Raw genomic sequence first — 24,507 nt, 5'->3', positions numbered from 1 at the left:
CCCGAAGGCTCACTTCGAGCTGCTTCCGCCGGAGCCGAGGGAGTCGCTCTTGACGTCGTCCGAGGGGAAGCCACCCTTGGGCGAGGCCCCCTTCTTCCCGAAGGGCGCCGACGGCTTCTGCACGTTGCTCGGCCCGAACGAGCCCGAGGGGGCCGGGGGGGGCGGCGTCGGGACGGCCGTCGGATCTCCCTTCGCCTTGGTCGGCGGCGCCATCTTGGAGGTCGGCACGGGCTCCGGCACGGGCGGCGGCGCGAGCTTGTCCTCCGCGGCCTTCCGCGCACGCTGAACGGCCTCGGAGAGATCGCCCTTCGGGTCGAGCCCCTTCGCCTCGTCGAGCAGGTCGAGGCACGGCCGCAGCTCTCCTGCGTCGCACTTCTCGAACGCCTCGCGGCGCTTCTGCTCGGCCACTTCCTGCGGGAGCGGCGCGCGCACGCTCGGCGCGGGGGGCACGTCTTTGGCGATGTCGTCCTTCTTGCGCCCCAGCGCGTAGAGGGCGAGCAACGCGGCGACGATCCCGAGCGCCACGAGCGCGGCCGTCTGCCCCGACCATCGCTCGCGGAAGTACTCGCGGAGGCGGCTCACCCGCTTCCTCACGCGCGGCGCGGGGACGTTCGACTCCTCGGCGATGGTCTCGAGCGTCTCTCCGTCCGCCTCGCGAAGCATCCATTGCAGCGTCTCTTCGGCGTTCTCGCCGGCCGGGAGCTCCCGCTTCGCCCAACGGAGGAGGTCGAGCTCGTCGTAGGCGGGCTTTTCGCGGTCGTCGGCCACGTCGGGGAGCTCGTCGGCCATGCGTCGACGGCGCCGAAAGTGGTCGACCACCTTGTGCCGCGCCACCCCCCACACCCACCGACGGAGGCCGTCCGGGTCGTCGGCGCTCTTGCCGGACGCGAACGCCTCCGCGATGGCCGACTGGACGATGTCCTCGGCGTCGCTCTCGGGGACACGCCTTCGGACCATGCGCGCGAGGGCCTCCCGAAACCGCGAGTCCTCGAGGGGATGACGGGAGCGGTCTTTCGAGGCGGCATCCATGGGGCTCGGGGAGAGCATCGCACGCATTCGCATCGGTGGGTCGTCGCGCGTACGCCGGAGAGTGTGACCACACGTGTGTCGATTTCTCTATTCCTCAGTACTTTCGGGAACATAGATACCCCTCTTGAGGCGCACGTAGCCCGCCCCGGCCGCCCCGAGCGGCAGCACCCCGACCACCCGAAACCGGGTCCGGACGAGCTCGGAGCCGAGCAGCCGAGCCTCGACCCCCCGAACCCCGGGCAGCGTCTCGACCCTCGCCCCTTCGGGCGGGGACGCCGCGAGCGACGTCGTGTAGACGAGCAGCTCGTCGACGTCCCGATCGAGGAGCACTCGAGGAGCAACCGCCTTCGACGTGTGCCCGCCGCGGAGGGCCGCGATCTCCGGGTCCGTGAGGCCAGCGAGGTCGACGATGGGCGCCTCGGTGGCCGCGGACACCCAGCCGATGTCGAGCGCCGCGATCGCCTTCGTGGCACGCAGCGCCGGACGTGCCGCCTCGACCAGCGCGAGGCGGTCGTGCATGACCTGGCGGCCGGTCGGACCGCGGGCGACGAACATGGCGACGCCGAGGGCCGCGGCGAAGAGGATGCGGAGCGCACCGCCGCGGGAAGAGCCTCCGAGCTCGGCCGCGGCGACGAGCGCGACAGGGACGATCGGGACGAAGAGGCGAGCGTACGGCATCCAGTCCCCACCGACCGCGACGATCACGACGAGGTGGACGAAGACCGCGATACCCGACGCCGCGGCGAGCCGTCGTTCTTTCGAGGTCGATCCTAGCCCGCGGACGATCGCGACGGGAGCGAGCACGGCGAGCGGACCGACCGACACCACGAGCCCCGCGCCGAGGTACACGAGACCGTGCGTAGCGTCGCTCGGCTTGGCGGAGACCGAGAGGGGAACGAAGCTCCCGAACACGAGGGCCCGGGCCGCGGCACACAACACGAACGGGGTGGCCGCGAGGAGCATCGCGACGGCATCCTCGTAACGACGCCCCGGCGCCGCTCGAAAGCCGAGCGCGGCCAAGACGAGCACGAACGGCAAAAGCTCGGGTCGGAGGGAGGCCGCGAGCCCCAAGAGCGCCGCGGACGGGAGCCGTGTGGACCGCGTGGCGCCCAACGTCACGAGCAGCGTGGCGAGCGCCGTCTCCATGCCGCTCACGGTGTGCGCGGCCAAAGGGAGCGACGCCGCGAGGCCGACGAGCGCGAGCGCCTTGGTGCTCCGAGAGCCTCCACCCCGGCCGATCGCAGCCCCCGCGGCCGCACCGCCGAGCGCGCCGCAGGCGAGGCCGAGCGCCTTGGCACGTACGAGCACGTCCCACGCGGGCACGTGCCGAGCGAGCGCCGCGAGGACGAAGGGCCACGGGAGCGGCGTGACCCCGTCGGTCGCAGGGCCACGTGCGTCGAACCGGTAGGCGCCGAGGTCGGCGAGGTGCCGCGCGTAGCGCACGGAGATGAGCGCGTCGTCGACCGTGAAACCCCACATGACCGACGCGGCAAAGGCCACGAAAATGCCGCCAAAAACCGCAAAAACGGCCGTGTGGCGGGCCGCTATCAGCGCGCCCGCGGCTTGTCCAATCCTCGTCATCCTGCGCCGAAAACTACGTCCATCGATGCCCCTCTTCCTACCATGGGCCCCGTCGTTCCCCCCCGCTACCTGCGCCCTCTCGTGGAGAGCCGAACCGAGCATGAAAAGCTTCGAGATCTTCGTCGACACGACCCCAAGGTCCCCCGCCATGGTCGGGATCGAGCCCGAGCCCTCGCGCGACGCCGCGAAGAGGCGCTCCGAGGCGCGCGTTCCGCCGCGTGAGGTGCTCGACATCTTCATCCAAGGGACGAACGTCACGGCGACCGTCGACGAACGCCACGCGACGTGTGTGCTCCGCGACCTGGGCTCCGCGCTCGCGACCCTCCTCGGCGGCCCGCGCGGCAAGGCCATCGTCCGATTCTACGACGAGTCGTGGGAGCTCGCCGTCGAGCGGTTCGGGAAGACGGCGCTCCTCTCGGTGTACCGTGCCGGGAGCGAGCCGAAGGTGCTGGTGCACGAGCGTCCCGTCGTGTTCGACGAGGTGAGGCAGAGCGTCGTCGAGGCGCTCGCGAGGTCCGCCTCGAGCCCCACCGCGCAGCCGTCGCGGCGCGCCGAGCTCGCGACGGTGAGCACGCTCCTCGAGGGCGCCGAGGACCGTGGCGCTGGGGTCGAGATCGCCCTTCCGCGAACGGAGAACGTCGTCGTCGAGCTCGACAAGGACGCGCCGATCTCCTTCTCCGCCGAGTTCTTCCTGCGCGCCCAGGACCGCGACGCGGCTCCTCGGGGTGGCGGACGGGGCGACGGTTCGAGCACGAGCGAGTCGCGTGTCGAGCGCGCCGACCTCCACGCTCTCCTCTTCCGCGGACGCATGCGCGCCGAGATTCGAGGGCGCGCGGTCGAGCTCGGGGACGCCGCGCCCTTCCTCGTGGCGGAGCGCCTGCTCGAGCTCGCGAAGGGGGCCCTTTCGGCCCGCGAACGCGGTCAGGACTTCCACGTGCGTTCGGCCGCCGGCGGCCTCCTCCTCGGCGTGCGCGTCGAGGGAGCCGTCACCGAGAACGAGAACGTCGCGCTCGTCATGGGCTCGTCGAAGCTCGAGCGCGCGGGAGAACGTGCACTCTACACATTTCCGTCGCTCGGCCTCGTCGACGTCGTCGAGGCGACGCTCGCGTTCGGTCGCTCGCTCGTCCGCGCCCTCCTGCGCCGCGATCGCTCCCAGGGCGAGAATTTGCGGCTCTCCGCGTTCCGCAGGCAGCTGCGCGAGACCGAAGAGACTCTCCACGAGGCGAAGAAGGCCGACTCCTTCGTGAACCCTTCGCCCGAGTCGTACCGTGCCTTCGCCGTCGGCGCCCTCACGACGCGCCCCGAGCCGCAGCCCCCTTCGAGGCTCCGCTACACGCCCAAGTGGCGGGCGGTGGTCCCCGGCATCGACCTCCGCGCGACCTTCTTGTGCGGAGACCGCATGATCGTCGCGTCGGCGCTGGAGATGGCGTGCCTCGACCGCGCCACGGGAGAAATCCTCTGGAAGACGGCCGCGGGCCGCGCGACCTCCGTCGTCACCCCGGCGGGCATCGCGCGCGTCGCCCCCGACGGTGAGGTCAGCGTCCACGATTTCGGCAACGGCGAGGTCTCCCTTCGCACGTGGGTCGCGCCGCGCACCTCGGGGCCGCAAGCGGGCTGCGTCGTCAGCGCCCCGGGGCTCCCGCGGCTCCTCGTCGTGACCGAGGGCGAGCGGCACCTCGTCGCGCTCGATCTCCTCTCGGGCGAGCCGCGTTGGCGCTACGCCTGGGGCAAGAACGCCGGCACCCTCCGCCTGAAGCGCTCGGGGAAGCTCCTCTACGTCGCGACCGGGGACACGGCGCTGACGGCGCTCGACGTCGCGACGGGCGCGGTCGTGTGGCGGCGGAGAGACCGCCTGCGCTTCCGGACCGCCCCCACGATCGACACCCACGATCTCTACGCGGTGTCGGGCGCCGCCCATGGCGCGGGCGTCCTGTCGATCGTGTGTCCGTTCTCGGGCGAGGTCCGCGCGCAGCGCACGCTGAGCGGCGCGGTGACGGTCGAGGGCGGTCCGCTCGTGACGAACACGAGCGTCGTCCTCGCCCTCCGCGAACGCGACGGGCTCCGCTTGCTCGGGCTCGATCGCCAAACCGCCGAGGTGATGTTCGACACCCGGACCGCGGTCGCCCCGGTGGGGACCTCCTGGCTCGCGGTGGACGATCTCCTCGTCGGCAACACCCCAGAAGGAGAGCTCCTCGGCGTCGCCGGCGACACGGGGGAGGTGCGCTACCGCCACGCGCTCGGTCGCACCCACGAGTCGGACACCCCTCGCCGCCTCGAGCCCGTGCTCCGCTCGGGCGCCCTCTTCGTCCCCCACGTCGACGTGCACGTGTTCCGGCCGCAAGACGGGCACAAGCTCGGGGTCGTGGGCCCCTGCGACGCCATTCCGGACCTCCTCCGCGTGGACGAGAAGTGCGACGTCTACGTGGCCGAAGAGAGCGGGCACCTCGCCGCGTTCTCCGCGGGCGCTCGGCTCTCCCTCGTGCGGTGAGAGCCTAAAACCTCATCGAAAATCCCTAGTATCCTCCAACGGTTACGCAAGATGCGCACCTTAGGGTGAATGGTGGGTGACCGCGTCCGTCCCATGGTCGCATGGTTCGTCGCTCGCCCACCCTCCTCGCTCCCTTGATGCTCGTCGCGACGGCGGGGCTCGTCGCCTGCACGAGCCTACGCGAGGGCTCGCTCTCCGACGATCCGGGCCCCTCGCCCAGCGCATCGACGACGACCGGCTCCCCCACCCCATCGCCTTCTCCCTCGCTCCCCATCTCGCCCGAGGGCGGCAACGCCGTCACCACGCCGGGGCCGACCTACGGGGCGGGACCGTTCGGAGCCCTCCCGAACGGCTACTGCTGCGCGGACGCGAAAGACTGCCGCTCGCGGCGCTGCGAGAGCGGCATGTGCATCGACACCTGCGGCGACGACGACGGCTGCCTCGACACGGCCGGAGAGTTCTCCTGCCAAGGCCCGCCCCGCGAGAAGGTCTGCGTGCCCAAGGGAGCCCTCACGTGCGTCCCCGCGGCCGACTTTCGCCGCGGCGACAAGAAGCTCGGCGCGTGCTGCACGGCCACGCACGACGCGCGCGCCGGCCTCGAGTGCGAGGGTGGCCGGTGCGACGCGTTCGGCCCCCCCTCGAACCCGTACATTTGCGGCCAGGCCTGCGAGCGCCCGTCGGACTGCCCGGGCGCGTTCGCGTGCATGCCCGGGCCCTACGGGTTCCGGATCTGCATCCCCGAATCGACCGAGGCGTACACGTGCAAGTAGCCGCGAGGCCTATCGGGTCGGCTCGGTGTACGTGATGGCGATCACCGTCACCTCGACGGGCCCCTTCGGCCGCACGACCGTGGTGCTGTCCCCCACGGTCTTCCCGAGCAGCGCCTTGGCGACGGGGGAGGCGACGCTGATGTGGCGCTTCGCGAGGTCGATCTCGTCGGCGCCGACGATCCTGTAGGTCGCCTCGATCCCGTCCTCGTCCTCGATGGTCACCCAAGCGCCGAAGTACACCTTGCCCGCTTGCTCCGGGCTCGGCTCGACGATCTTCAAAATGTCGAGTCGTTTCGAGAGGAAACGGATCCTTCGGTCGATCTCGCGGAGCCGCTTCTTCCCGTAGATGTACTCGGCGTTCTCGGACCTGTCCCCCTGCGCCGCCGCCGCCTGGACGTCCGCCGTGACCTTGGGGCGCTCCCCGTGCCAGAGCGCCTCGAGCTCGGCGCGGAGGCGCTCGTAACCGGCGCGCGTGACGTACTGAGGCCCCTTCGGGCGAGCCTCCTCCGCCTCGAGCTCATCGTCGTCGTCGCCGTCGCTCTCTTTCGTGAACGCCTTCGACACGGCTACTTCACTTCGTGCATGAGCTTCTTCAGCGGCTGCATGAAGAGGAGCACCAGCACGATGCCTCCGATGCTCGTCCCCACGAAGATCGTGAAGTAGGCCGACGGAGCGATCTGCCCCCACGACTCGCCGATCGAGCCACCCACGTACTGGGCCACCGAGCTCGAGAGGAGCCACACGCCCATGAAGAGCGACGCGAAGCGCGCGGGGGCGAGCTTCGTCACCATCGAGAGCCCCACGGGCGAGAGGCAGAGCTCCCCGAGCGTGGCGAAGAGGTAGCTCAAGAAGAGCCACGTCCCCGACACGCGGGCCTTCCGGCTCGCCTTCTCGAGCTCACGGAGCGCCTTCTTCCATTCGGGCTCGAGCGCGGCCTCGAGGATCGCCGTCTTGGCTTGAGCCTCGAGCCCGACGGTCGCGTGGAGGGCGAGCTTCGGCTTCTGGCCCTCGGGCGACGTGAGGGTGAGGGTGAGCTTCTCGCCCTTCCAGGTCGTCGTCGCGCCCGTCGTGACCGGAGCGGCGAGCCCGAGCTCCTTCAGGTCGGAGGCCTCGGTCGTGAACACGAAGCGCTCGACCTCGAGCTCCTTGTCGACGGGCGCCGAAGCGGTCGCCTTGTCCGAGGCGTCGCCGAAGGCCTTGAGCCCCTCGAGGACCTTCGGGTCCGACGTCTTCTCGATGACGTCACGCGCAGCAAAGTCGGGCATGACCCCGCGCATCGTCAGCTCGTGCTTCGACGCGTCGTACCCGAGCCGGCCAGCGGCCATCGTCGACAGATCGATCGCGGGAGCCTTCGCGAGCGGAACCCTCGACTCCGTCGCGCTCTCGGACGCCGAACCGACGACCATGACGACGAACGAGACCACCATCATCACCATCGCGAAGAACATCTTGCCCGGCGTCGACGGCTCTTTTCCCCGCTTCGCGAGCGCGCTCCACATGAGCGCGAAGAGCGGCGCCAAGACGAAGATCATGAGCGCGTTCGCCGACTGCCACCAGCCGGCCGGGTACTCCCACCCGCCGAGCACGCGGTCGGTGTGGTCGACCGCCCAGAGGTTCAGCGCGTTTCCCGCCTGCTCGAAGGCCATCCAAAAGAGCACCGGGAAGAGGAACATGATGAAGATCGAGACGCTCTTGTCCTTCTGAGCGCCACGCAGCCTCATGAGGAGGAGGCCCATCGCGATGAAGATCGCGCCGAAAGCGATGGGCATGATGAGCACGATCGGCTTCGCTTCGCCGCGTAGCACCTTGAGCACGTACACCGTGACGATCGTCGGCCCCGCGCCAAGCATGACGAACGGGTAGATCTTGCCGACGAGCGCCGCGATGCCCGTGGCCCCCGGTTTTTCGGCGTCGCCCTGCTCGGGCTCTTCCTTCGCGCTCTCTCGGTAGCCGGTCTCACCCTCCTTGGGCTCGGCCTCTTTCGCCTTCTTGTCCCTGGCGGTGCCGGTCGTGTTGCCCACCGCCTCGACGTCCGCGACGACCCGCTTCTGCCCGAACGCGAACACGAGCAACCCGACGAGCATGCCGATGCCGGCCGCGCCGAACCCGTAGTGGAAGCCGACCTTCTCTTGGAGCAGCGGGCACACGATGCTCGACAAAAAGGCGCCGATGTTGATGCCCATGTAGAAGATCGTGAACGCGCGATCGCGGCGCTCGTCGTCGGGCGTGTACATCTTGCCGACCATCGTCGAGATGTTCGGCTTGAAGAAGCCGTTGCCGAAGATGAGGAACCCGAGCGCGAGGAAAAAGAGCGTGTGCGACGGGAACGCCATCAAGAAGTGGCCGATCGCCATGAGCACGGCGCCGATGAGCACCGCGTTGCGGAGACCGAGGAACCGGTCGGCGACGAGCCCTCCCGCGAGCGGCGCGAGGTACACGAGGCTCGTGTACCACTTGTACACACCCGAGGCCTCTTTGGGCTGGTAGCCGAAGGCCGCCGAGACCATGTAGGGCACGAGCAACGCGCGCATGCCGTAGTAGCTGAAGCGCTCCCACATCTCGGTGAAGAAGAGGATGTAGAGGCCGCGCGGATGCCCCGCCGTCTTGGTCGCCATGGGCGCGAGAGACGAATCGTTTAGGGCCGTGATGTCAAGGCGCTTTCCGCCAATGTTGGCCGAAGGCCGCGCGTGTCACGGCGTGGGGGGCACGGCCTCGACGAGGGCGGCGGCCCCTTGCGCGGGCGCCTTCCCGAAGACGAGCTTCGACTCGGACAGGCCGAGCTTCGCGCGGGTGGCCTCGACGAACGCTTGGGATGGCTTCTCGCCGCCGCGCAAGCTCACGCGCAGGGCGCAGCCCTCGAACGCGAAGGCCGTTGCCTCGAGCTTCTTCTGGAAGGTCGCCTCGTCGAACCCCTTCTCGGCCTCGCGGCGCACGACGATCGGGGCCTTCTTGGCGCGCGCGCACTCGAGGCGCTCTTGGGCCGGAGGTGTGGACTTCGCGAGCTCCGCGACGATCTTCGGCTCGACGATGTCCCACGTGGGAGGAGTCGCGACGAGCCCTGCTTCGCCGAAGACCTCGACCACGGTGGACGCGAGGGCGGAGAGCGGACCGCGGCGCCCCTCCTTCGCCGGAAGCCCGAAGTACCGAGACTCGTCGCCGAGCGACACCTTGGAGAGGCGCCCGAGATGGTCGACCACGGTGGGAAGGTCGGCGCCCCCCTCGGAGGCGGCGGAGAACACGACCCCCTCCTTGCCCACCACCCGCCGCGCGGCGAGCCCTGCGTCGGCGTAGACGCGCTGGAGCGCGAGGAGCCACCCGTCGGCGAACGCGCGCGCCGCGGGCTCCTTCGTCGAGAGGAAGCCTCGCGTCGCCACGGCCACGTACGGCACGAGCCCAGGAGCCTCGACCGTCGACAAGAGCGCTTCGCCGTCGACTCGCTCGAAGAACGTATTCGCCAAATACGCAGGACTCTTTGGTTTTTCGTCACTCTCGACGACACGCACCTTGCCGTGGGCGACGCCGACGGCCTCGAGGCCGAAGAGCGCGACGAACGCCCGCGATGCGCGACGATCTCCCGGGGGAAGCACGAGGGTCACGTCGGCGCCGGCCGGGGGAACCCGTGGTGTCCCCGCGAGCGGGACGACGCGCTCGGTGCCTTGGGAGAAACCGACGACGAGGAACGCCTGGGGCTCGAGCGCGCGGAGGCGCTCGGAGGACGCCACGAGGTCCGGGAGCGAGAGGATCACCACGTCGGCCCCGTCGGCGTCGGCGCCCCCGTGAATGAGGCGAGCCTCGAGCTTCTGCGGCGTCGTCACCGTGGTGAGCTCGAGCTCGAGCGACGGGCGCGTATCTCCCCCCGCGTCCCGCGCGCCGTCCGTTGCCTCTTTGAACACGGTGGCCGGCGCGGCGAGCACGTTCCCGAGCGTCGTGACACGCAGCGGTCGGTCGAGCACCCTCAGCGCCGCCGGCGGGGGAGCCGCGTCGCCCGCATCGCTCGCGACGGCCACGACGGACGCGTCGACGACGGGGCCGCTCGCATCCGACGAAGGAGCCGCGTCGGCCGCCGCGTCGGCTTTGCCTTCGTCCTGGATCACGACGAGCGGTGCCTCGTGCCCAGGCTTCGATCGAGCGATCGTGAGGGCCACGAGGCCGATGAGCGAGCCACCGAGGAGGAGCGGGACGGCGCGACGCATCACGGGGTGCCTTTCGGGGCGGCAGCGTCCGCCGACGAGCCGCTCGACGGGGCGGCGGGCGGGACGAGCGAGCGCTCTTCACGGAACGTCGGGGTGACGCCTCCGAGATAGTAAGCGACCTTCGCGAAGGTGACCGAACCGGCCCGGGTCTGGCGATCGCCCTCGGCCACGAGGAGCTTCGGGAACGCGCCGACGAACACCCACGCGAGCACCATCCAGAACGCCGCGGTCACGTCGAGCACGACGCCGAGCTTGTCGCTCGGGCCCTTCATTTTCGCGAGGATTTTGTCGGCGACGAACAACGGGACGCCCACGACCACGACGAGGGCGACGACGGCGCGGAGCGCGAGGATGTCGGTCACGACGCCCATGGCCGCCGACAGGCCGAGCACCGACAGCAAGAGGCCCGACGCGAGGGTCACGACGCGCACCCACCCGACGAGCTTGGCCACGCCGTCGCCCTTCTTCGGGGCAGCGAGGGGCGGCTTCGGCGCGTTCGGCTTCTTCGCGGGGGCTTTTTCGTCGGCCACGCCGCGAATAAAGCGACATTGTCGGAAAGTTGCCACCTCTTTCGGCCGGGCCCGTACGCTCTCGAGCATGTCCGAGGGGCCAGGCGGCACGCCCTCCGAGGGAACGACCGACGACGCCGAGCTCGCGAAGCTCGGATACGGGCAGGAGCTGCTCCGCGCCATGGGCGGTTTCTCCACGTTCGCCCTGTCGTTTTCGATCATCAGCATCCTCACGGGGATCCTGACGACCTTCGGTGACGCCTTGGGTCCCGGCGGTCCGCGGGGGCTCGGGCTCGGATGGCCGCTCGCCTCGGTCGGCACGTTGATCGTGGCCCTCGCGCTCGCCGAGCTCTCGAGCGCGTTCCCGACGGCCGGCGCGCTCTACCACTGGGCCTCGCTCCTCGGGGGGCCGTTCCCGGGCTTCCTCACGGCGCAGATGAACCTCGTGGGGCAGTTCGCGATCGTCGCGGCCATCGACCTCGGCTTCGCGCGTGAGCTCGGCGCGCTCCTCGGGCTCCCTCCCCTGCCCCTCTTCGTCGCCACGCTCGCCCTCCACGCGGCGATCAACGTCGCTTCGACGCGCGCGGTCGCCAAGCTGAACGACCTCTCGGCCGTGGTCCACATCGCGGGCGCGGTCCTGATCGTCGGCGCGCTCTTCGCCTTCGCCGAGCTGCGGCCGGTCTCGTTCCTCCTTGAGGGCGGCACGAACCGAGACGACGGAAACGAGCCCACAGGCTTCGCCAACGCGCTCATCCTGAGCTTCTTCACATTCACCGGCTACGACGCGTCCGCCCACGTCGCCGAGGAGACGCACGACCCCGCGCGCCGCTCCCCGCTCGGGATCCTGTCCGCCGTGATCGTGAGCGCCGTCTTCGGCTACCTCTTGGCCGCGACCCTCACGCTCTCCATCCGGGATCTGCCCGGCGCGCGCGCCGACGATCACGCCGCCCTCTTCGTGCTGCGGGGCGCGCTCGGGCCTTCCGGAGGGGCGCTCGGGATGGGGGTCGCCCTCGTCGCCATGTGGTTCTGCGGGCTCTCGAGCCTCACGAGCGCGTCGCGCACCCTCTACGCCTTCGCGAGGGACGGCGGAGTACCATTTTCATCATTCATTTCGAAGGTTTCCGCACGAATGACGCCCATCGGGGCGATCGTGACCTCGGCAGGCGTCTCCCTCCTGTTCGTGCTCGTCTCGTCCGCGCTTCATACCCGCGTGTTCGCGTTCTCGGTGCAGGTGGCCACGATGGGGCTCTACGTGAGCTACGGGCTCCCCGTCGCCCTCTCGGGTTACGCACGCGCCCGCGGAGCGCTCACGAAGCGTGGGCCGTTCCACCTCGGCCGAGCGAGCGTGCCCATCGCGTTCGGGGCAAGCGTCTACTGCGCCTTCGTGATCGTGGTGGCGTCGCTCCCGCCGAACGTGACCGCGGGCGGCGTGCTGCTCGCGGTCGCGGCGCTCTTGACCGCGGTCTGGCTCGTGCGCGTGCGGCACACCTTCCGCGGACCGAAGGTGCGCCTCGCGGACCTCGAGCCCCCTCGGGCCTGATCGGAGCCGCGCTCACCTCCCGGGCGGCGGCTTGGCGAAGCGCGGATCCGAGGCGGGGAACGGGTTCGCGGTGTCGCGGAGTCGGGTGTCGCGATCGTCGGAGAACGAGTCCCCGCGCTCCGAGAAGAACGCCACGCCGATGACCCCGACGTTGCGGGCGGTCCCGGTCTGGGCGGCGTACGAGTCGGCGACGCGCCCGAAGCGGAAGGTCGCGACCTGCGTCGCGCTCTGTCGAAACCCTTCGATTTCCAGGGTCGCATGCGGGTTGAGCACGTACCCACGATGGTCGAGCGAGCCCGGCTGGCCGTTCACGACGTCGAGCCCGTCCACCGTCCCGACCGCCTCGAACCGGTGACCCGTGCGGTTCTGGAGCACGATCGTGTAGCGCTCCCCGGCCTGGCCGATGACGTAGGTTCGCTCGCCGAACCGCACCGCCTCGAGGGGATCCCCGGACCCGTCGCGGATGGACACCGAGATCATGCCGTTGCCCGCGGGGACCTCGCGGAAGGTGCGCCCACGGCGCTCGTCGAGCGAGATGAGCGCGTCGACACCGGCGCGGTCGTTGTAGTGAATGGTCGCGAGGGCGAACGGGCGGGACGCATCGGAGCGGACGAAGGCGACGTCGCGCACCTCGGACCTTCGCGCCTCTCCCCACTCGGTGCCGAGGCCGGGGCGGCTCTGGGGCGACGGCTGCGACGGGCGGTCCGCCGAAGCGCGTGCGCCACCGAATTCGGCGGGCGCGGGGGGCGCGGAGGGAGCGGCGCCGGAGGGACCGTCGGCCGAGGCCTCCGCGGCGTACGAGGGAGACTTCGCGCTCGAGGGGGCCTCGCTCGGGGGGCGTGAGCCGTAGCCCGCGCCGCCGCCACAGCCCGTCAACATCGTCAGAATCGCAAGAACCCAGGCGCTGTGCTTCCGCATCGTCATCCTCCGTGGTGATGGCCGAACGGCGGCGGAGCCCCAGCCTTACACGGGCCGCCGCTTTTTTTCGGGGCGCCCACCACGGGCCCGATTTCCGATTGTTTTCGGAGACTTGGGAGGCGCCGTTTTCACGGCCTCGCCCGGGCGCGCGAGCGTGACGAGCATGGCCTTCATGTTGGGCTCGGCCCCGGGCTCGGGCGGGTGATCGCTCCCGTGCGGGAGGTCTTTGATCTGCGCGACGGGCCGCGCGGCCGCTTCTGCCGCGGCGAACAGCATGCGCCGGAGCTTGGCCCGTGAGATCCCACGATGGTTCGTCGACGCGAAGAGCCTGCCCCCCGGAGCGAGCACCGAGAGCGCCTTCTCCGCGAGCTCTCCGTAGTGTTGCTCCGCGACGAAGCGGCGCTTCTTCGACGTCGAGTAGCTCGGTGGGTCGAGCACGACCACGTCGAAGACCTCCCCTCGCTTCTTCGCCCGCTCGAGGTAGGAGAACGCGTCGTCCCCGACGAGCTTGTGCTGCCCCTCAGGTGGGGCGGACGCGAGACGGAGACCTTCGCGCCCCCGCTCGAGCGCGGCGAGGGACGCATCGACGCTCACGGTCTCCTTGGCGCCGCCGAGCGCCGCCGCGATGCTGAACCCGCACGTGTACGAGAAGAGGTTCAGCACACGAGCGCCCTCGGCGGTCGCGCGGAGGAGGCGGCGATTCCTGCGCTGATCGAGGAAGATGCCCGTCGAGAGCCCGTCGCCGAGCCGCACGGCGAACGGCACTCCCTCCTCGAGCACGACGAGCGGATCCGCGGCGTCGGCGCCCCGCGAGGCTACCTTGGGGGCGAGCTCGTCGCGACGGGTGTCGACGAGCACGTTCGCTTGGCGGGGTCGGTTCTTCAGGTAGACGCCGGCGAAGCCCATCTGGCTCACGGCGTCGAGCACGCGATCGACGCGGCTCCGCTCCTCCCATAGGCCCTCGCCGTCGTCGTAGAGCTGGACGACGGCGTGCTCGCCGTACACGTCGACGGCGAGGTGCGGGAGCGCGTCGCCCCCCTCGTTGACCAGGCGAAAGCACGTGGTCGACTCGCTCCGACCGAGCGAAAATCGAAGGTTTTTCGCCACCTCGAGCGCGTCCGCCAAGGCCTCGCCGTCGTCGTAGACGGCGCGCCCCATGTGCCCTCGCCGAAGCCAGCGCTCGAACGCGCGCGGGAGGGGCGCCGAGAACCGGAGGGGAGCTGCGCCCGGGAGGGGCAAGACGAGCGTCGCAGCGTGGAGCATGAGCCGGGGCGCCAAGGGCCCTGCGTAGAGCCGGTCCCCGGCGATGGGGGCCCGGGCGTGGGCCAGCTGAGCCCTCGCCTGGTGAGTCCTCCCCGTCTCGAGCCGTAGGTCGTAGCGCGCGCGCCCAGCGGCCCCCTGTTTCTCGTTCACGTGGGTGACGGCGAGCTTTCCGCGCCCGCGCCCGACCACGATCATCGTGCCGCCTTCCCCCTTGTCGAGCTCGTCGGAGAGCGTGCGCTTGCCGAGACCCGCGCGCGCGAGCGCCACGTACGCCTTCTCGACGCCGCGACCCTCGAAGAGGCGCGAGAGCTCGGCGTTCGCCTCCTTGCGCCTCGTGAGCACCATGACGCCGCTCGTGTCCCGATCGAGGCGCTGGTGGACGCCGAGGTAGGTGCCGAGGCCGCGCTCGTCGAGGTATCTCCCGAGCCGAACCACGAGGTCGTCGGGCTCGTCGGGGCTCGGGGCCTGCGTCGGAACGCCCGGGGGCTTGTCGACGACGACGAGGTCGTCCGAAAGGTGCAGAATCCACCTATCGTCGAAATCGGGAAAAACCTTGGGGTTCGACACGGGCGCGGACGCTAGCCGAGCCTGGGCCGATCGCGTACTGCTTTCACCTCACGCTTCGAGGGGCGCGAAGTCCTCGTCGGCTCGCTCCACGCGGTCGAGCCCCCGCTTGTGGACGACGAGCACCGTCTCTTCGACGGTGGTGCGCGCCCCGCACGTCACGCGCACCTCGAAAGGCAAGCGGTAGGCCTTCGGGGCGTCGATGAAGCGCACCTTGCGGGTCTCGGGGCAGAGCACCGGCACGGGTTTGGTCGCGTCGTCGAGGCGGCCGAAGAACGGCGACAGGTCGTAGCGGAACACGTGCTTCACCCGGCGCACGCCGGACGACAAGAGCTCGCGCTGAGGACGCACGGTGCCTCGGCTCTTGTAGACGATGACCGAGAACGGCACGCTCGCGCCGCTCTCGGGGTTCAGCGGATCGGGCAGCCGCTCTGTCGACTGCTTGAAACACTCGCTCGCCGAGACGATCACGTCGCGCCCGCGGAGCCGCCTCGACGGAGCGCGGAACCGGGTGAGGCGCTGGACGTCGTAGACGTCGTTGAGCTTCTTCGCGAGGAAGTTCCGGCCGACCTCTTTGAGGCGATCCTTCGTGGCGTAGATGAGGCCCGCCACGAGCGCCACCGTGGTGAGACCCGACCCGAAGCGCGCCTTCGCCGAGAGGCCCTGGTCGAGCAGGGCGAGCTGCCAGCCGAACGCCCACGTGGAGGCGAGCACGGCGACCAAGGCGGCCGCGAGGTGCGACAGCCGATCGACGACGTGCACCGTCTCGGCGTCGAGGAAGAGCACCTCTTGGAAGTGTTTTTTCAGCTGGCTCGTGCGGTGGAGGTACGTCTCGAGCGCCTTCGGCTTCGACGGATCGGCCTTCACGTAGCCACGCTCGGCGCGGTGCTCGAACTCGGCGGCCGTGGCCTGGCCGAGGCGTGCTTCGGCCGCAGCGACGACGGGGGCGAGCTCGGGGGCGTGCGGCGAACGCGACGACGACAGCACCCCGAGGGAGCGCTCCGCGGCCCCGAGCATCTCGAGCAGGCGCACGCTCAGGTACTCGTCGACGAGCCGACGCTCGCGGGCCACCTCGTCGGCCTCGCCGGCTTGGGGCCTCGTGAGGCGCTCCCTGGCGTCGTCGACGGCCTGCACCGCGGCGTCCACCGAGGACGTGAGCTGGCCGTCGAGCTCGGTCGTCCTCGCGGTGGCAAAGAGCGCGCTGGCGAGCCGGCAGTGCCGAGAGAAGGCGTCGCTCTCGCGCGAGACGCGGCTCGCCGAGGCCAGCACGTTCCGCCGAAGCTCGTCGATCGAGCACACGTCACCGACGAGCGCCGCCTGCGGGCCGTCGAGCCTCGTGTAGTGCTGCAGCTGCTTCCACGGCGCGTGCTCGACGAAGGCGTTCTCGGGCACCTTGAGGCGAACCTCGATCGCGAACTTCACGGGCCGGCGATCGGTAGGGAGCGGGAGAGACACGCTCCACTCCACGCGCGAGGCGTCGTGCACGCCGACCCGGAGCGGAGAAGGCTCGCTCGCGAGGGCCTCGGGCGCGACTGCGCTCTCGGACGTGAGGTTCAAGGTCGCCATCGTTTCGTCACACGCCTGTCACTTTCATGGAATGCGCGACCTTTGGCCATTTCGCAACGAGTTTCCAGGGGTTCCGACGCATTTTTCGCGCCGCGGGGGGCGGCGGGGGCGCGGGACCTCGCCGGCGACACGCTGTGCTGCTCGCAGGTGGCGCGGCGCCGGAGCCAGGGACATCGACCCCCTCGCGGGCCGCTCGTGGGCCTTGCTTCCCGGAGCGCGCGAGGGCACATCCCCTCCCATGGACGTTCAAGCGCACATCGCGAGCCTCATCGCCCAGCACAAGGTCCTTCTGTTCATGAAGGGCTCGAAATCGTTTCCTCAGTGCGGCTTCTCGAGCCGGGTCGTCGACGTGCTCAAGCGCGAGGGCGTGCCGTTCGAGACCGTCAACGTGCTCGCCGACCCGGTCATCCGCCAAGGCATCAAGGAGTTCTCGAACTGGCCCACGATCCCGCAGCTCTACGTGGGTGGGAAGTTCCTCGGCGGGTGCGACATCGTGACGGAGATGCACGCCTCCGGAGAGCTCGCCAAGGAGCTCGCCCCGTACAAAACCGCGAGCTAGTCACGCCGAAACGACGAACCGCCGCGAGGGCTCTCCCGCGGCGGTTTGCTCGTGGCCCGGTGATCGGGGAAGGCTCAGCGAGGCGGCGGCGGCGGCGGCAGATCGCCCACGCACACGCCGACCTCGAGCAGGATGTAGAGGAGGGCCTTTTCCTGCGCGATGAGGCCCGAGCCCGAGTCCCCCTCGCAGTGGTACGAGCTCATGAGCACGCGCCCGCACTTTTGCTCGAAGCTCACCGTGGCCGGGTACGTCTGGCCCCCCACCTGGGACGACATCCACACCTTCGGCGTGATGGTGATGGGCTTTCCCGTCGGGTCGACGCCCGGCTGCGGGGTCACCTTCTGGATACGCGACCAGCTCGCCTCGAGGGTGACGTTGCCGTTGCCGATCGCGGTCATCCAGTCTTTGAGGCCCTGATCTCCGATGACGCCGGGTGTGTCCTCGGCGCCGCCGCGGCAGGCCGTGCCGAGCCCCGTGCTGTTGTCGGGGAGCGGGCGCATTCCTGCGTCGAACCAGGTGATGAAGCCCGGCCAGGTCTGGCGCACGGCCTCGTAGGAGAAGTCGGTCACGTAGAGCTTGCCTCCGCCGTCGACGTACGACTTGAGCGCCGTCTTCTGGCCGGAGGTGGGGCCACCGCAGGTGAAGCCGCCGCTCGTCTCGTTACGGGTGTACCCGAAGGACGCGCACGGGAGCAGGACGATGTGGTTCGCCGACAGCTCGCCGGCCGACCCCATGAGGTCGTTCGCGCTCTTGCCCGTCTTGATGCCGGGGCCGCTCGGGAGCGGGATGGGGAAGCCCGGAGGCGTGTCGCCGTAGCGGTAAAACTCCTCGATCCCGAGCTTCTTCATGGTCTCGTCGATGCGGTCGGCGCCGCCCACGACCATGGCGATCTTGGGGATGGTGTCGCCCGCGGCCGCGTCGTTCTTCGAGGGGAGGCGCGTGACGTTCACGTCGACGCGTTGGTCTCCGGCGAGCACGTTGATCTCGCGCACGCGACGGAACTGGCCCTTCTGCACGACGATGTACTGCTTGCCCGTCTTGTAGGCGGGGACCTCGAACGAGCCGTCAGGCTTGGTGTAGCCGTAGCCCTCGAGCGCCGTGAGCTTCACGCACGTGTCGCAGTAGGCCTTCTCGGGGATCGGGTCCGGCACACGATCCGTGAGGTAGACGAGCGCTTGGCTGATGGGCACGGTGCCCTCGGGCGCGGTGACCTTGCCGAGCAAATAGCCCGCAGCCACCGGTTTGCCCGCCTCGTTCCCCGCGTCCGTCGGGTCGAAGGTGCCCGACGCGTCCCCGGTCGGGAGGATTCCGCCACCCCCGCCGTCGTCGTCGAACACCTGGCGACCATCGGACCCACACGCGAACACGACGGCGCCGGCGAGCAGGGCCGCGGCGCCGATCGAAGCTACGGAGAGGAGGGACTTCATCGAGACGCGTTCTACCCCGAGCCTCCGCGCGCGCAACAAGATTGCCCCGCCGAAGTGCCGAGAACGACGCCAAATAAGGCCGATGTAGCCCCTACCTCGCCGTACGTACCCTCACATCGACAGGCCGCCGTCCACGTCGATCGTGCGGCCGTTGAAGTAGTCGCACTCGAGCACGAACTTCACGGCGAGCCAGAGATCCTCGGGGACGCCGATGCGGCCCACGGGGATCGCGGCGACCAGCGCGTCGCGGGCCTTCTGGTTCATGCCCTGCGTCATCGGGGTCTCGACCATGCCCGGGGCGACCGCGCCGACCCGGATGCCGTAGGGCGCGAACTCGCGCGCCCAGGTGACGGTGTTCGCGGCGAGGGCGGCCTTGGCCGCCGTGTAGTTCGACTGGCCACGGTTGCCGTGGCGCGCGACGCTCGACATGTTGACGATGACGCCGGGCTTCGTGCCGGTCTCGACCATCTTGGCCACGAAGTCGCGCGTGAGGAGCGTCGCCCCCGTGAGGTTCACGCCGATGACCGCGTCCCACTGCTCTTTCGAGAGCTTCTTGATGGCGCCGGTCTCCTTGTCTTTGCGCACGAGGAGGCCGTCACGGAGGATGCCCGCGTTGTTGATGAGGCCGTTGAGGCCGCCCATCTCCTTGAACGCGAACTCGACGAGGGCCGCGTTCTCGGCTTCGTCCGCCACGTTGGTCTTCTTGGCGAAGAGCTTGCCGCGCTTACCGGCGGCCGCCTCTTTCGTCTCGGTGAGGCCCGCTTCGTTCACGTCGCAGATGACCACGCTCGCCCCGGCCTCGACGAGCGCGAGCGCGAACGTGCGCCCCATACCCTGAGCGCCGCCGGTGACGATGACCTTGAGATCTTCGAGCTTCATAGAGAGCCTTCTCCTCGGTAGAGGCCGCGCCCCTCGGGCCCGGCCGAACACGTTCGAGCGGAACCTAGTGCAGCGCCTCGGAGATGGCATCAAGATCCGAGGCGGCGCGCCGTCGAGCCCGCGCAAGCGTGCGTACGTGGGCCGGCCGAGACTTATCACCTCATCACGGAGTGACGCGCCTCACGGGGGACGTACTTTCGGGCGTTTCACGGTGAAAACCGCCGCGTTGTGCGCTAAGCAGCGCTCCCATCATGCGTTTGGTCGTTTTCGGGGCGGGGTACGTGGGTCTCGTCACGGGCACCGGCTTGAGCGACCTCGGTCACGAGGTCCTCTTGGTGGACATCGACCCCGAGCGTGTCGCCATGCTCGAGCAGGGTCGGATTCCGATCTACGAGCCGAGGCTCGCCGACCTCGTGCGCCGAAATCAGCGCTCGAAGCGCCTCGCGTTCGCCACCGAGGTCCGCGCCCCGTTCGACGAGGCCGACGCGTACTTCATCGCCGTGGGCACCCCTTCGCGGCCCGACGGTGCGGCCGACGTGAGCGCCGTGTTCGCCGCCGCCGACACGATCGCGAAGCTTGCCAAACGCGCGGCCCTCGTCGTGGTGAAGAGCACCGTGCCCGTGGGCACCTGCGACGCCCTCCAAGGTCACGTGGCGAACGCCCACGCCGACCTCGAGGTCGTGTCGAACCCCGAGTTTCTCAAAGAGGGCGACGCGGTCGCCGACTTCTTCAAGCCCGACCGCATCGTGCTCGGCGCGAGGAGCGAGAACGCCCGGCAGATCCTCCGCGATCTCTACGCGCCCCTCCAGCTCTCGGGGGAGCGGGTGGTCGTCACCGACCCCCGGTCGAGCGAGCTCGTGAAGTATGCATCGAACGCCATGCTCGCGATGCGCGTGTCGTTCATGAACGAGCTGTCCCGGCTCTGCCATGCGACGGGCGCCGACGTGCACGCCGTGCGGCTCGGGGTGGGCACCGACGCCCGCATCGGGAAGAAGTACCTCTACGCGGGGCCCGGCTACGGCGGGTCGTGTTTCCCGAAGGACGTGCAGGCCCTCGCCGCGCTCGGCAAGGCCAACGGGGTCCCGATGCGTCTCGCCGAGGCCACCCACCTCGCGAACGAAGAGCAGGCCGCGTTCATCGCGGGCCTCGTCCGCCGCGTGCTCGGCACCTTCAAAGGCAAGACCATCGCCCTCTGGGGTCTGTCGTTCAAACCCGAGACCGACGACGTGCGCGAGTCGCCCTCGGTGAAGCTCGCCAACGTGCTCCTCGCCGAAGGCGCCAACGTGGTCGGGCACGATCCCGAGGGCAACGCGAACTTCCTCGCCGCCATGGGCGACCGCGTCACCGTGAAGGACAGCGACTACGACGCGCTCGACGGCGCGCACGCGCTCGTCCTGCTCACCGAGTGGCGGAGCTACCGCGCACCGAACTTCAAAGAGGTGAAGCGCCGCATGGCCCAGGGCACACCCGACGCGCCGCCGGTGCTCGTCGACGCGCGCAACATCTGGCGCCCCCACGAGGTCGCGCGAGCGGGCCTCCGTTACCAAGGGGTCGGCGTGTCGCACAGCCCCGTGCGCACCGCCGACCGCCCGTCGCACCGCTGACCATGGGCCGCGTCGTCGTCACAGGAGGCGTTGGCTTCATCGGGTACCACGTGTCGCGCGCCCTCCTCGCGCGCGGAGACGACGTGCTCGTGCTCGACGACTTCAGCGACGCTCCGTATCCGGAGGCGCAGAAGCGCGAGAATGCACGAGACCTCGCGTCCGCCTTCGGCGAAAAGGTCACGATCCACGAGGGCACCGTCACCTCGCGAGCGACGGTCGACGCCGCCCTCGAAGGAGCAGAGGCCATCGTGCACCTCGCGGGGCTCGCCGGCGTTCGTCCGAGCTTCGCCGACCCCGCCCGCTACGTCGCCGTCAACGTCGAGGGTACGGCGAACGTGCTCGAGGCGGCCCACGCGCGGGGCATCGTCCGCGTCTCGGCGGCGTCGAGCTCGTCGGTCTACGGGAACGACACTCCCCTCCCGGCTCGCGAAGAGGCCGCGTGCGTCGAGCCCGCCTCCCCGTACGCCGCGAGCAAACGCGCGATGGAGCTCGTGGCGCTCGCGTGCAGCCACAAGATGCCGGAGCTGACGTTCAACGCCCTCCGCTTCTTCACCGTCTACGGGCCGAGGCAGCGCCCGGAGATGGCCATCACGAAGTTCGCGCGAGCGTTGCTCGCGGGCGACACGATCCCCCTCTTCGGGGACGGCTCCATGCGCCGGGACTTCACCCACGTCGACGACATCGTGCGCGGTGTACTTGCCGCAAATGCTCGTACTTCCAAGGGATTTCGGGCCTTTAACCTCGGCTCCGGAGCTCCCGTGACGCTGACGACGCTCGTGACGGCGCTCGAGACGGCCTCGGGCGCGCGGGCGAGCCTCGTTCACGAAGCGCGCCCCCTCGGAGACGTCGACGCCACCTTCGCGGACATCTCGCGCGCGCGGGACGAGCTCGGCTGGGCACCGCGCATCACGCTCGCCGACGGGCTCGCCACGGTGTTCGCGTGGCTCCGCGGGCGCGAGGGCTGACCTCGGCGCGGGTCACTCCGCGAAGCGGGTCCCGAGGAACGTGAGGAAAAGCCCGGGGTTGTCGTCGAAGAAGCGGCGGACCTCGGCGCTCTCGATCGCGAAGAGCTTCACGTCGGTCGCCGCGACGGCCGAGCCCGCGGCGGCCCCACCTCGGCGCATGGCGTCGACCTCCCCGACGAACGCCGCGTGCCGCAAGACGACGGGATCGGAGCCCGGGGTCTCGAGGCGCACCTCGCCTTCGACCACGAGGTAGGCCCGCTCGGGCGCGACGCCGCGCTGCCAGAGCACGGTCCCGCGCTTCGCCTCGATGGGATCGAGGGCGCTCTGGAGTTGGGTCTTCTGGCTGCTCGTGAGCCCGGAGAGGACGGTGTTCTGCGCGATGAGCTCCCACGCGCCCACGTCGCGCACACGCACGAGCCTCTCGAGCCGCTTCAGCATCTCACTGCCGCGGAGGAGGGGCAGAAAGTCGTCCCGATCGATGACGATGAGATCCACGTCGGTGCTCGCGACGACGTCGGCCATCCGGGGCTCGTCGAGGATGAGCGCGCGCTCCCCGAAGTAGTCTCCGGCTTGGTAGGCCTTGAGCTTCTGCCCGTCCCTCACGACGTCGACGTGGCCGTTGACGACGATGTAGAAGGCGTCGCCGCGCGTCCCTTGTTTGACGATCCGCTCGCCCGCGGGGAGGACGAGCCGGCGCGCCACTTGGAGGAGCTGGCGTGCCCGTGAGAGCGGCAGATCGCGGAGGAAGTCGACCATCGCCACCGCGTCGAGCAAGGCGATGGCCTCACCGTGCTCGGGCGCGGCCACGTCGACGCGGAGCGTGTGCTCGAGGCCGACCTTGGCGGGGCGAAGGCCCACGTCGCGAGGCACGTCCTTCTCGGCGATGTGCACGAGGAAGAGCCGCCGTTTCACCTCGGGCGGAAGCTCGGCGAGCGCGGTCGCAGGAGTGTGGAGTGGCGGGATCCCGGCCTCGTGCAAGATGAGGTTGTGGTGGCCGCGGAAGGAGTAGAGATCGCGGAAGCGCTGCCGCCCGAGCACGCCCTTCTCGAACATCTCGTGCACGCGCGTCGGGTCGTAGAGCGTGTCTCCCGAGATGGCGACGCTCTTGCCGCCGTAGAAGGCCTCGACGCCGAGCGCGGGGATCGAGTGAAGCGTGTACCGGAACCAGAGCTCTCCGCCACGGACGTGCACCGGCGCCCCGATGCGGACGGGATGGAAGACGAACGTGCGTCGCAGCACCTCCTCGGAGAAGCCCGAAAGCGCCGAGTATTTTCGAAGGAACGAGGCGAGCACGTGGGGCGTCGTGTAGACGCTCACCTTCGTCTCCTCGAGGATCTTCTGGAAGGTGCCCGCGTCGTGGTCGGCGTGGCAATGCGTGAGGATGACCCCGTCGATCGTCTTCGGGGCGACGCCCCTCGCCCGCAGGTACTCGGTCGCGTCGGTCGGAGGATCGACCACGAGCGCGCGCCCGCCCATCCAGAGCAAGAACCCGGTCGTCTTGCCCGAGGGGTCGAACCCGTGGCTCGCGCCGAGCACCGTGACTCCGAACTCGGGGGGCTGAAACTGGCCTATCGCCGACTCGACCGTCGAGTGCGCGCGCGGGGGGAGCTCCACCTCGGCGGGGACCTCGGCCACGATCTCGCCCCCGTCGCGCACGACGTACGTGCGCGCGCTGCGCTCGATCGTGACACTTTCCCCGAAGCGCGCGAGCCCGTCGGGGCCGAAGTGGAGGAACTCGACGAGGTCGTCGACCTCGAGCCTGCCTCTACCCGGAACATTGCGGAAGTATTCGGCTTCTCCGTGAAAGTCGGGCCGAGCGTCGGCGGGGATCCCGGAGGCGAACTCGGACTCGTCGGGCACCCCCACGGGGCCGAAGAGGGTCTCCTGGAAGATGGCGCGGATGCGCCCTTCGACCTCGCGCGACTCGACGAGGAGCCGGGCTTTCCGCTTCAGCAAGAAAAAGCTGTAGTATGCAGGAAATTCGAACTCGGCCACGGAGAGGCCGCGCTTCTGGTCGAAGAGCTTGCGTGGCACGACGTAGAGCTCGGGCAAGGCGAGCTTCTGCGCCATCACGTCTTTGATGGTCTCCGGGGGGATCCCCACCTGCACGGCGCCCGCGGACGTGGGCACGTACGTGCCACCGCGCGGAAGCACGAACCACTCGTCCTTCGGGCTCACTCCCAAACGATATGCGAAATCGTGTAGCGCCTGGGGGCGAATTCGCGAACGCGCACCTTTCCGTGCCAAGCCCGCGAGATCCGATAGACTCCGGGCATGCGTAAGACCTCGCACCGTGTGGCCGCCGCGCTCGCGAGCCTCGCCTTCGTCGCTTCGGCCGTGTGTGCGTGCAAGACGGCCGAGCTCGTGCCGGCGGGCGGCGAGTGCGCGCTCGCGACCGACTGCCAACCTGGTCTCGTGTGCCTCGGCAAACCCGACGGGACCCGCACGTGCGAGAGCGATCTCTCGGGTGTGACGAACCCCGTGCCCCCGAATGCGCGCGACGGCGGCGGAGACGCCACACCCCCTGCGGACGGCGCCGCCCCCGACGCCCCGCCTGCCCCGAACGACGCGACCATCGACACCTCGCGGCCGGACACGTCGGTACCCGACACGTCGGTGCCCGACGCCGCCGACGCCGCAACCGGCTGACTC

19 protein-coding genes are annotated in these 24,507 nt (G+C 69.9%); 7 read left to right on the top strand and 12 right to left on the bottom strand.

Translation table 11 applies throughout. The features are described 5' to 3' along the window. Positions 1 to 9: 9 nt before the first annotated feature. Together IPK71_20285 and IPK71_20280 are read right to left on the bottom strand one after the other, a co-directional pair. Positions 10 to 1,029 carry a sigma-70 family RNA polymerase sigma factor gene (locus IPK71_20285; protein MBK8216074.1) on the bottom strand — a complete coding sequence of 340 codons (1,020 nt, stop codon included), beginning with the start codon at positions 1,027 to 1,029 and terminating at the stop codon, positions 10 to 12. An 87-nt stretch (positions 1,030 to 1,116) separates the two neighbouring features. After that, complete coding sequence (locus tag IPK71_20280) at positions 1,117 to 2,529, bottom strand: hypothetical protein (protein MBK8216073.1); 1,413 nt, start codon at positions 2,527 to 2,529, stop codon at positions 1,117 to 1,119. Between the two features lie 181 nt (positions 2,530 to 2,710). Between IPK71_20280 and IPK71_20275 the strand changes: the two genes are divergently transcribed. Both IPK71_20275 and IPK71_20270 read left to right on the top strand, forming a co-directional pair. Then, positions 2,711 to 5,098 (top strand): PQQ-binding-like beta-propeller repeat protein, encoded by a 2,388-nt coding sequence (locus IPK71_20275; GenBank protein ID MBK8216072.1) that lies wholly within the window; start codon positions 2,711 to 2,713, stop codon positions 5,096 to 5,098. 101 nt (positions 5,099 to 5,199) lie between these two features. After that, complete coding sequence (locus IPK71_20270; protein MBK8216071.1) at positions 5,200 to 5,868, top strand: hypothetical protein; 669 nt, start codon at positions 5,200 to 5,202, stop codon at positions 5,866 to 5,868. A 9-nt stretch (positions 5,869 to 5,877) separates the two neighbouring features. On the opposite strand, the gene greB is transcribed toward IPK71_20270, so the two are convergent. From greB to IPK71_20250, 4 genes are all read right to left on the bottom strand, one after another. Next, a complete protein-coding gene (greB, locus tag IPK71_20265; protein ID MBK8216070.1) occupies positions 5,878 to 6,432 on the bottom strand; it encodes a transcription elongation factor GreB in 555 nt (184 codons plus the stop codon). Between the two features lie 2 nt (positions 6,433 to 6,434). Continuing rightward, positions 6,435 to 7,316 carry a hypothetical protein gene (locus IPK71_20260; protein ID MBK8216069.1) on the bottom strand — a complete coding sequence of 294 codons (882 nt, stop codon included), beginning with the start codon at positions 7,314 to 7,316 and terminating at the stop codon, positions 6,435 to 6,437. A gap of 1,242 nt (positions 7,317 to 8,558) precedes the next feature. Then, complete coding sequence (locus tag IPK71_20255) at positions 8,559 to 10,061, bottom strand: hypothetical protein (GenBank protein ID MBK8216068.1); 1,503 nt, start codon at positions 10,059 to 10,061, stop codon at positions 8,559 to 8,561. Continuing rightward, positions 10,061 to 10,591, bottom strand: a complete 531-nt coding sequence (locus tag IPK71_20250; GenBank protein MBK8216067.1) for a hypothetical protein — start codon at positions 10,589 to 10,591, stop codon at positions 10,061 to 10,063. The genes IPK71_20255 and IPK71_20250 overlap by 1 nt, the downstream gene beginning before the upstream one ends. A 67-nt stretch (positions 10,592 to 10,658) precedes the next feature. On the opposite strand from IPK71_20250, the gene IPK71_20245 reads away from it, so the two are divergent. Continuing rightward, positions 10,659 to 12,110 (top strand): amino acid permease, encoded by a 1,452-nt coding sequence (locus IPK71_20245; protein MBK8216066.1) that lies wholly within the window; start codon positions 10,659 to 10,661, stop codon positions 12,108 to 12,110. Between the two features lie 12 nt (positions 12,111 to 12,122). Here the strand turns inward: IPK71_20245 and IPK71_20240 are convergent, their stop codons facing one another. Genes IPK71_20240 through IPK71_20230 form a run of 3 tightly spaced genes read right to left on the bottom strand, consistent with a single transcriptional unit; the run spans position 12,123 to position 16,421 of the window. Then, on the bottom strand, positions 12,123 to 13,028 hold the full coding sequence (locus IPK71_20240; GenBank protein MBK8216065.1) for a hypothetical protein: 906 nt from the start codon (positions 13,026 to 13,028) through the stop codon (positions 12,123 to 12,125). A 45-nt stretch (positions 13,029 to 13,073) separates the two neighbouring features. Further along, on the bottom strand, positions 13,074 to 14,858 hold the full coding sequence (locus IPK71_20235; GenBank protein ID MBK8216064.1) for a class I SAM-dependent methyltransferase: 1,785 nt from the start codon (positions 14,856 to 14,858) through the stop codon (positions 13,074 to 13,076). Positions 14,859 to 14,906: 48 nt separating this feature from the next. After that, complete coding sequence (locus IPK71_20230; GenBank protein ID MBK8216063.1) at positions 14,907 to 16,421, bottom strand: hypothetical protein; 1,515 nt, start codon at positions 16,419 to 16,421, stop codon at positions 14,907 to 14,909. A gap of 238 nt (positions 16,422 to 16,659) precedes the next feature. Between IPK71_20230 and grxD the strand changes: the two genes are divergently transcribed. Then, positions 16,660 to 16,980, top strand: a complete 321-nt coding sequence (gene grxD / locus IPK71_20225) for a Grx4 family monothiol glutaredoxin (GenBank protein MBK8216062.1) — start codon at positions 16,660 to 16,662, stop codon at positions 16,978 to 16,980. A gap of 74 nt (positions 16,981 to 17,054) precedes the next feature. Here grxD and IPK71_20220 read toward each other — a convergent pair whose 3' ends face one another. Further along, positions 17,055 to 18,407, bottom strand: coding sequence for a hypothetical protein (locus IPK71_20220; protein ID MBK8216061.1), 1,353 nt, complete (start codon positions 18,405 to 18,407; stop codon positions 17,055 to 17,057). Positions 18,408 to 18,518: 111 nt separating this feature from the next. After that, positions 18,519 to 19,286, bottom strand: a complete 768-nt coding sequence (locus IPK71_20215; protein ID MBK8216060.1) for an SDR family oxidoreductase — start codon at positions 19,284 to 19,286, stop codon at positions 18,519 to 18,521. A 251-nt stretch (positions 19,287 to 19,537) separates the two neighbouring features. Between IPK71_20215 and IPK71_20210 the strand changes: the two genes are divergently transcribed. Next, a complete protein-coding gene (locus IPK71_20210; protein ID MBK8216059.1) occupies positions 19,538 to 20,890 on the top strand; it encodes a UDP-glucose/GDP-mannose dehydrogenase family protein in 1,353 nt (450 codons plus the stop codon). A 2-nt stretch (positions 20,891 to 20,892) separates the two neighbouring features. Beyond that, a complete protein-coding gene (locus IPK71_20205) occupies positions 20,893 to 21,855 on the top strand; it encodes an NAD-dependent epimerase/dehydratase family protein (GenBank protein MBK8216058.1) in 963 nt (320 codons plus the stop codon). Between the two features lie 12 nt (positions 21,856 to 21,867). On the opposite strand, the gene IPK71_20200 is transcribed toward IPK71_20205, so the two are convergent. Then, a complete protein-coding gene (locus IPK71_20200) occupies positions 21,868 to 24,033 on the bottom strand; it encodes a cyclic nucleotide-binding domain-containing protein (protein MBK8216057.1) in 2,166 nt (721 codons plus the stop codon). A gap of 96 nt (positions 24,034 to 24,129) precedes the next feature. Here IPK71_20200 and IPK71_20195 point away from each other — a divergent pair, with 96 nt between their 5' ends. Continuing rightward, positions 24,130 to 24,504, top strand: coding sequence for a hypothetical protein (locus tag IPK71_20195; GenBank protein MBK8216056.1), 375 nt, complete (start codon positions 24,130 to 24,132; stop codon positions 24,502 to 24,504). Positions 24,505 to 24,507 lie beyond the last annotated feature (3 nt).

The sequence above is a fragment of the Myxococcales bacterium genome (assembly GCA_016712525.1).
GTDB lineage: Bacteria > Myxococcota_A > Polyangia > Polyangiales > Polyangiaceae > JAAFHV01.
Note: the sequence above shows the minus strand (reverse complement) of the source record. Positions and strands in the feature narration are given on the sequence as shown.

Coding starts and splice junctions, on each gene's coding strand:
- IPK71_20285 (MBK8216074.1), bottom strand. CDS start 1,029: ATGGATGCCGCCTCGAAAGACCGCTCCCGTCATCCCCTCGAGGACTCG.
- IPK71_20275 (MBK8216072.1), top strand. CDS start 2,711: ATGAAAAGCTTCGAGATCTTCGTCGACACGACCCCAAGGTCCCCCGCC.
- IPK71_20270 (MBK8216071.1), top strand. CDS start 5,200: ATGGTTCGTCGCTCGCCCACCCTCCTCGCTCCCTTGATGCTCGTCGCG.
- IPK71_20260 (MBK8216069.1), bottom strand. CDS start 7,316: ATGTTCTTCGCGATGGTGATGATGGTGGTCTCGTTCGTCGTCATGGTC.
- IPK71_20255 (MBK8216068.1), bottom strand. CDS start 10,061: ATGCGTCGCGCCGTCCCGCTCCTCCTCGGTGGCTCGCTCATCGGCCTC.
- IPK71_20245 (MBK8216066.1), top strand. CDS start 10,659: ATGTCCGAGGGGCCAGGCGGCACGCCCTCCGAGGGAACGACCGACGAC.
- IPK71_20240 (MBK8216065.1), bottom strand. CDS start 13,028: ATGCGGAAGCACAGCGCCTGGGTTCTTGCGATTCTGACGATGTTGACG.
- IPK71_20230 (MBK8216063.1), bottom strand. CDS start 16,421: ATGGCGACCTTGAACCTCACGTCCGAGAGCGCAGTCGCGCCCGAGGCC.
- grxD (MBK8216062.1), top strand. CDS start 16,660: ATGGACGTTCAAGCGCACATCGCGAGCCTCATCGCCCAGCACAAGGTC.
- IPK71_20220 (MBK8216061.1), bottom strand. CDS start 18,407: ATGAAGTCCCTCCTCTCCGTAGCTTCGATCGGCGCCGCGGCCCTGCTC.
- IPK71_20215 (MBK8216060.1), bottom strand. CDS start 19,286: ATGAAGCTCGAAGATCTCAAGGTCATCGTCACCGGCGGCGCTCAGGGT.
- IPK71_20210 (MBK8216059.1), top strand. CDS start 19,538: ATGCGTTTGGTCGTTTTCGGGGCGGGGTACGTGGGTCTCGTCACGGGC.
- IPK71_20205 (MBK8216058.1), top strand. CDS start 20,893: ATGGGCCGCGTCGTCGTCACAGGAGGCGTTGGCTTCATCGGGTACCAC.
- IPK71_20195 (MBK8216056.1), top strand. CDS start 24,130: ATGCGTAAGACCTCGCACCGTGTGGCCGCCGCGCTCGCGAGCCTCGCC.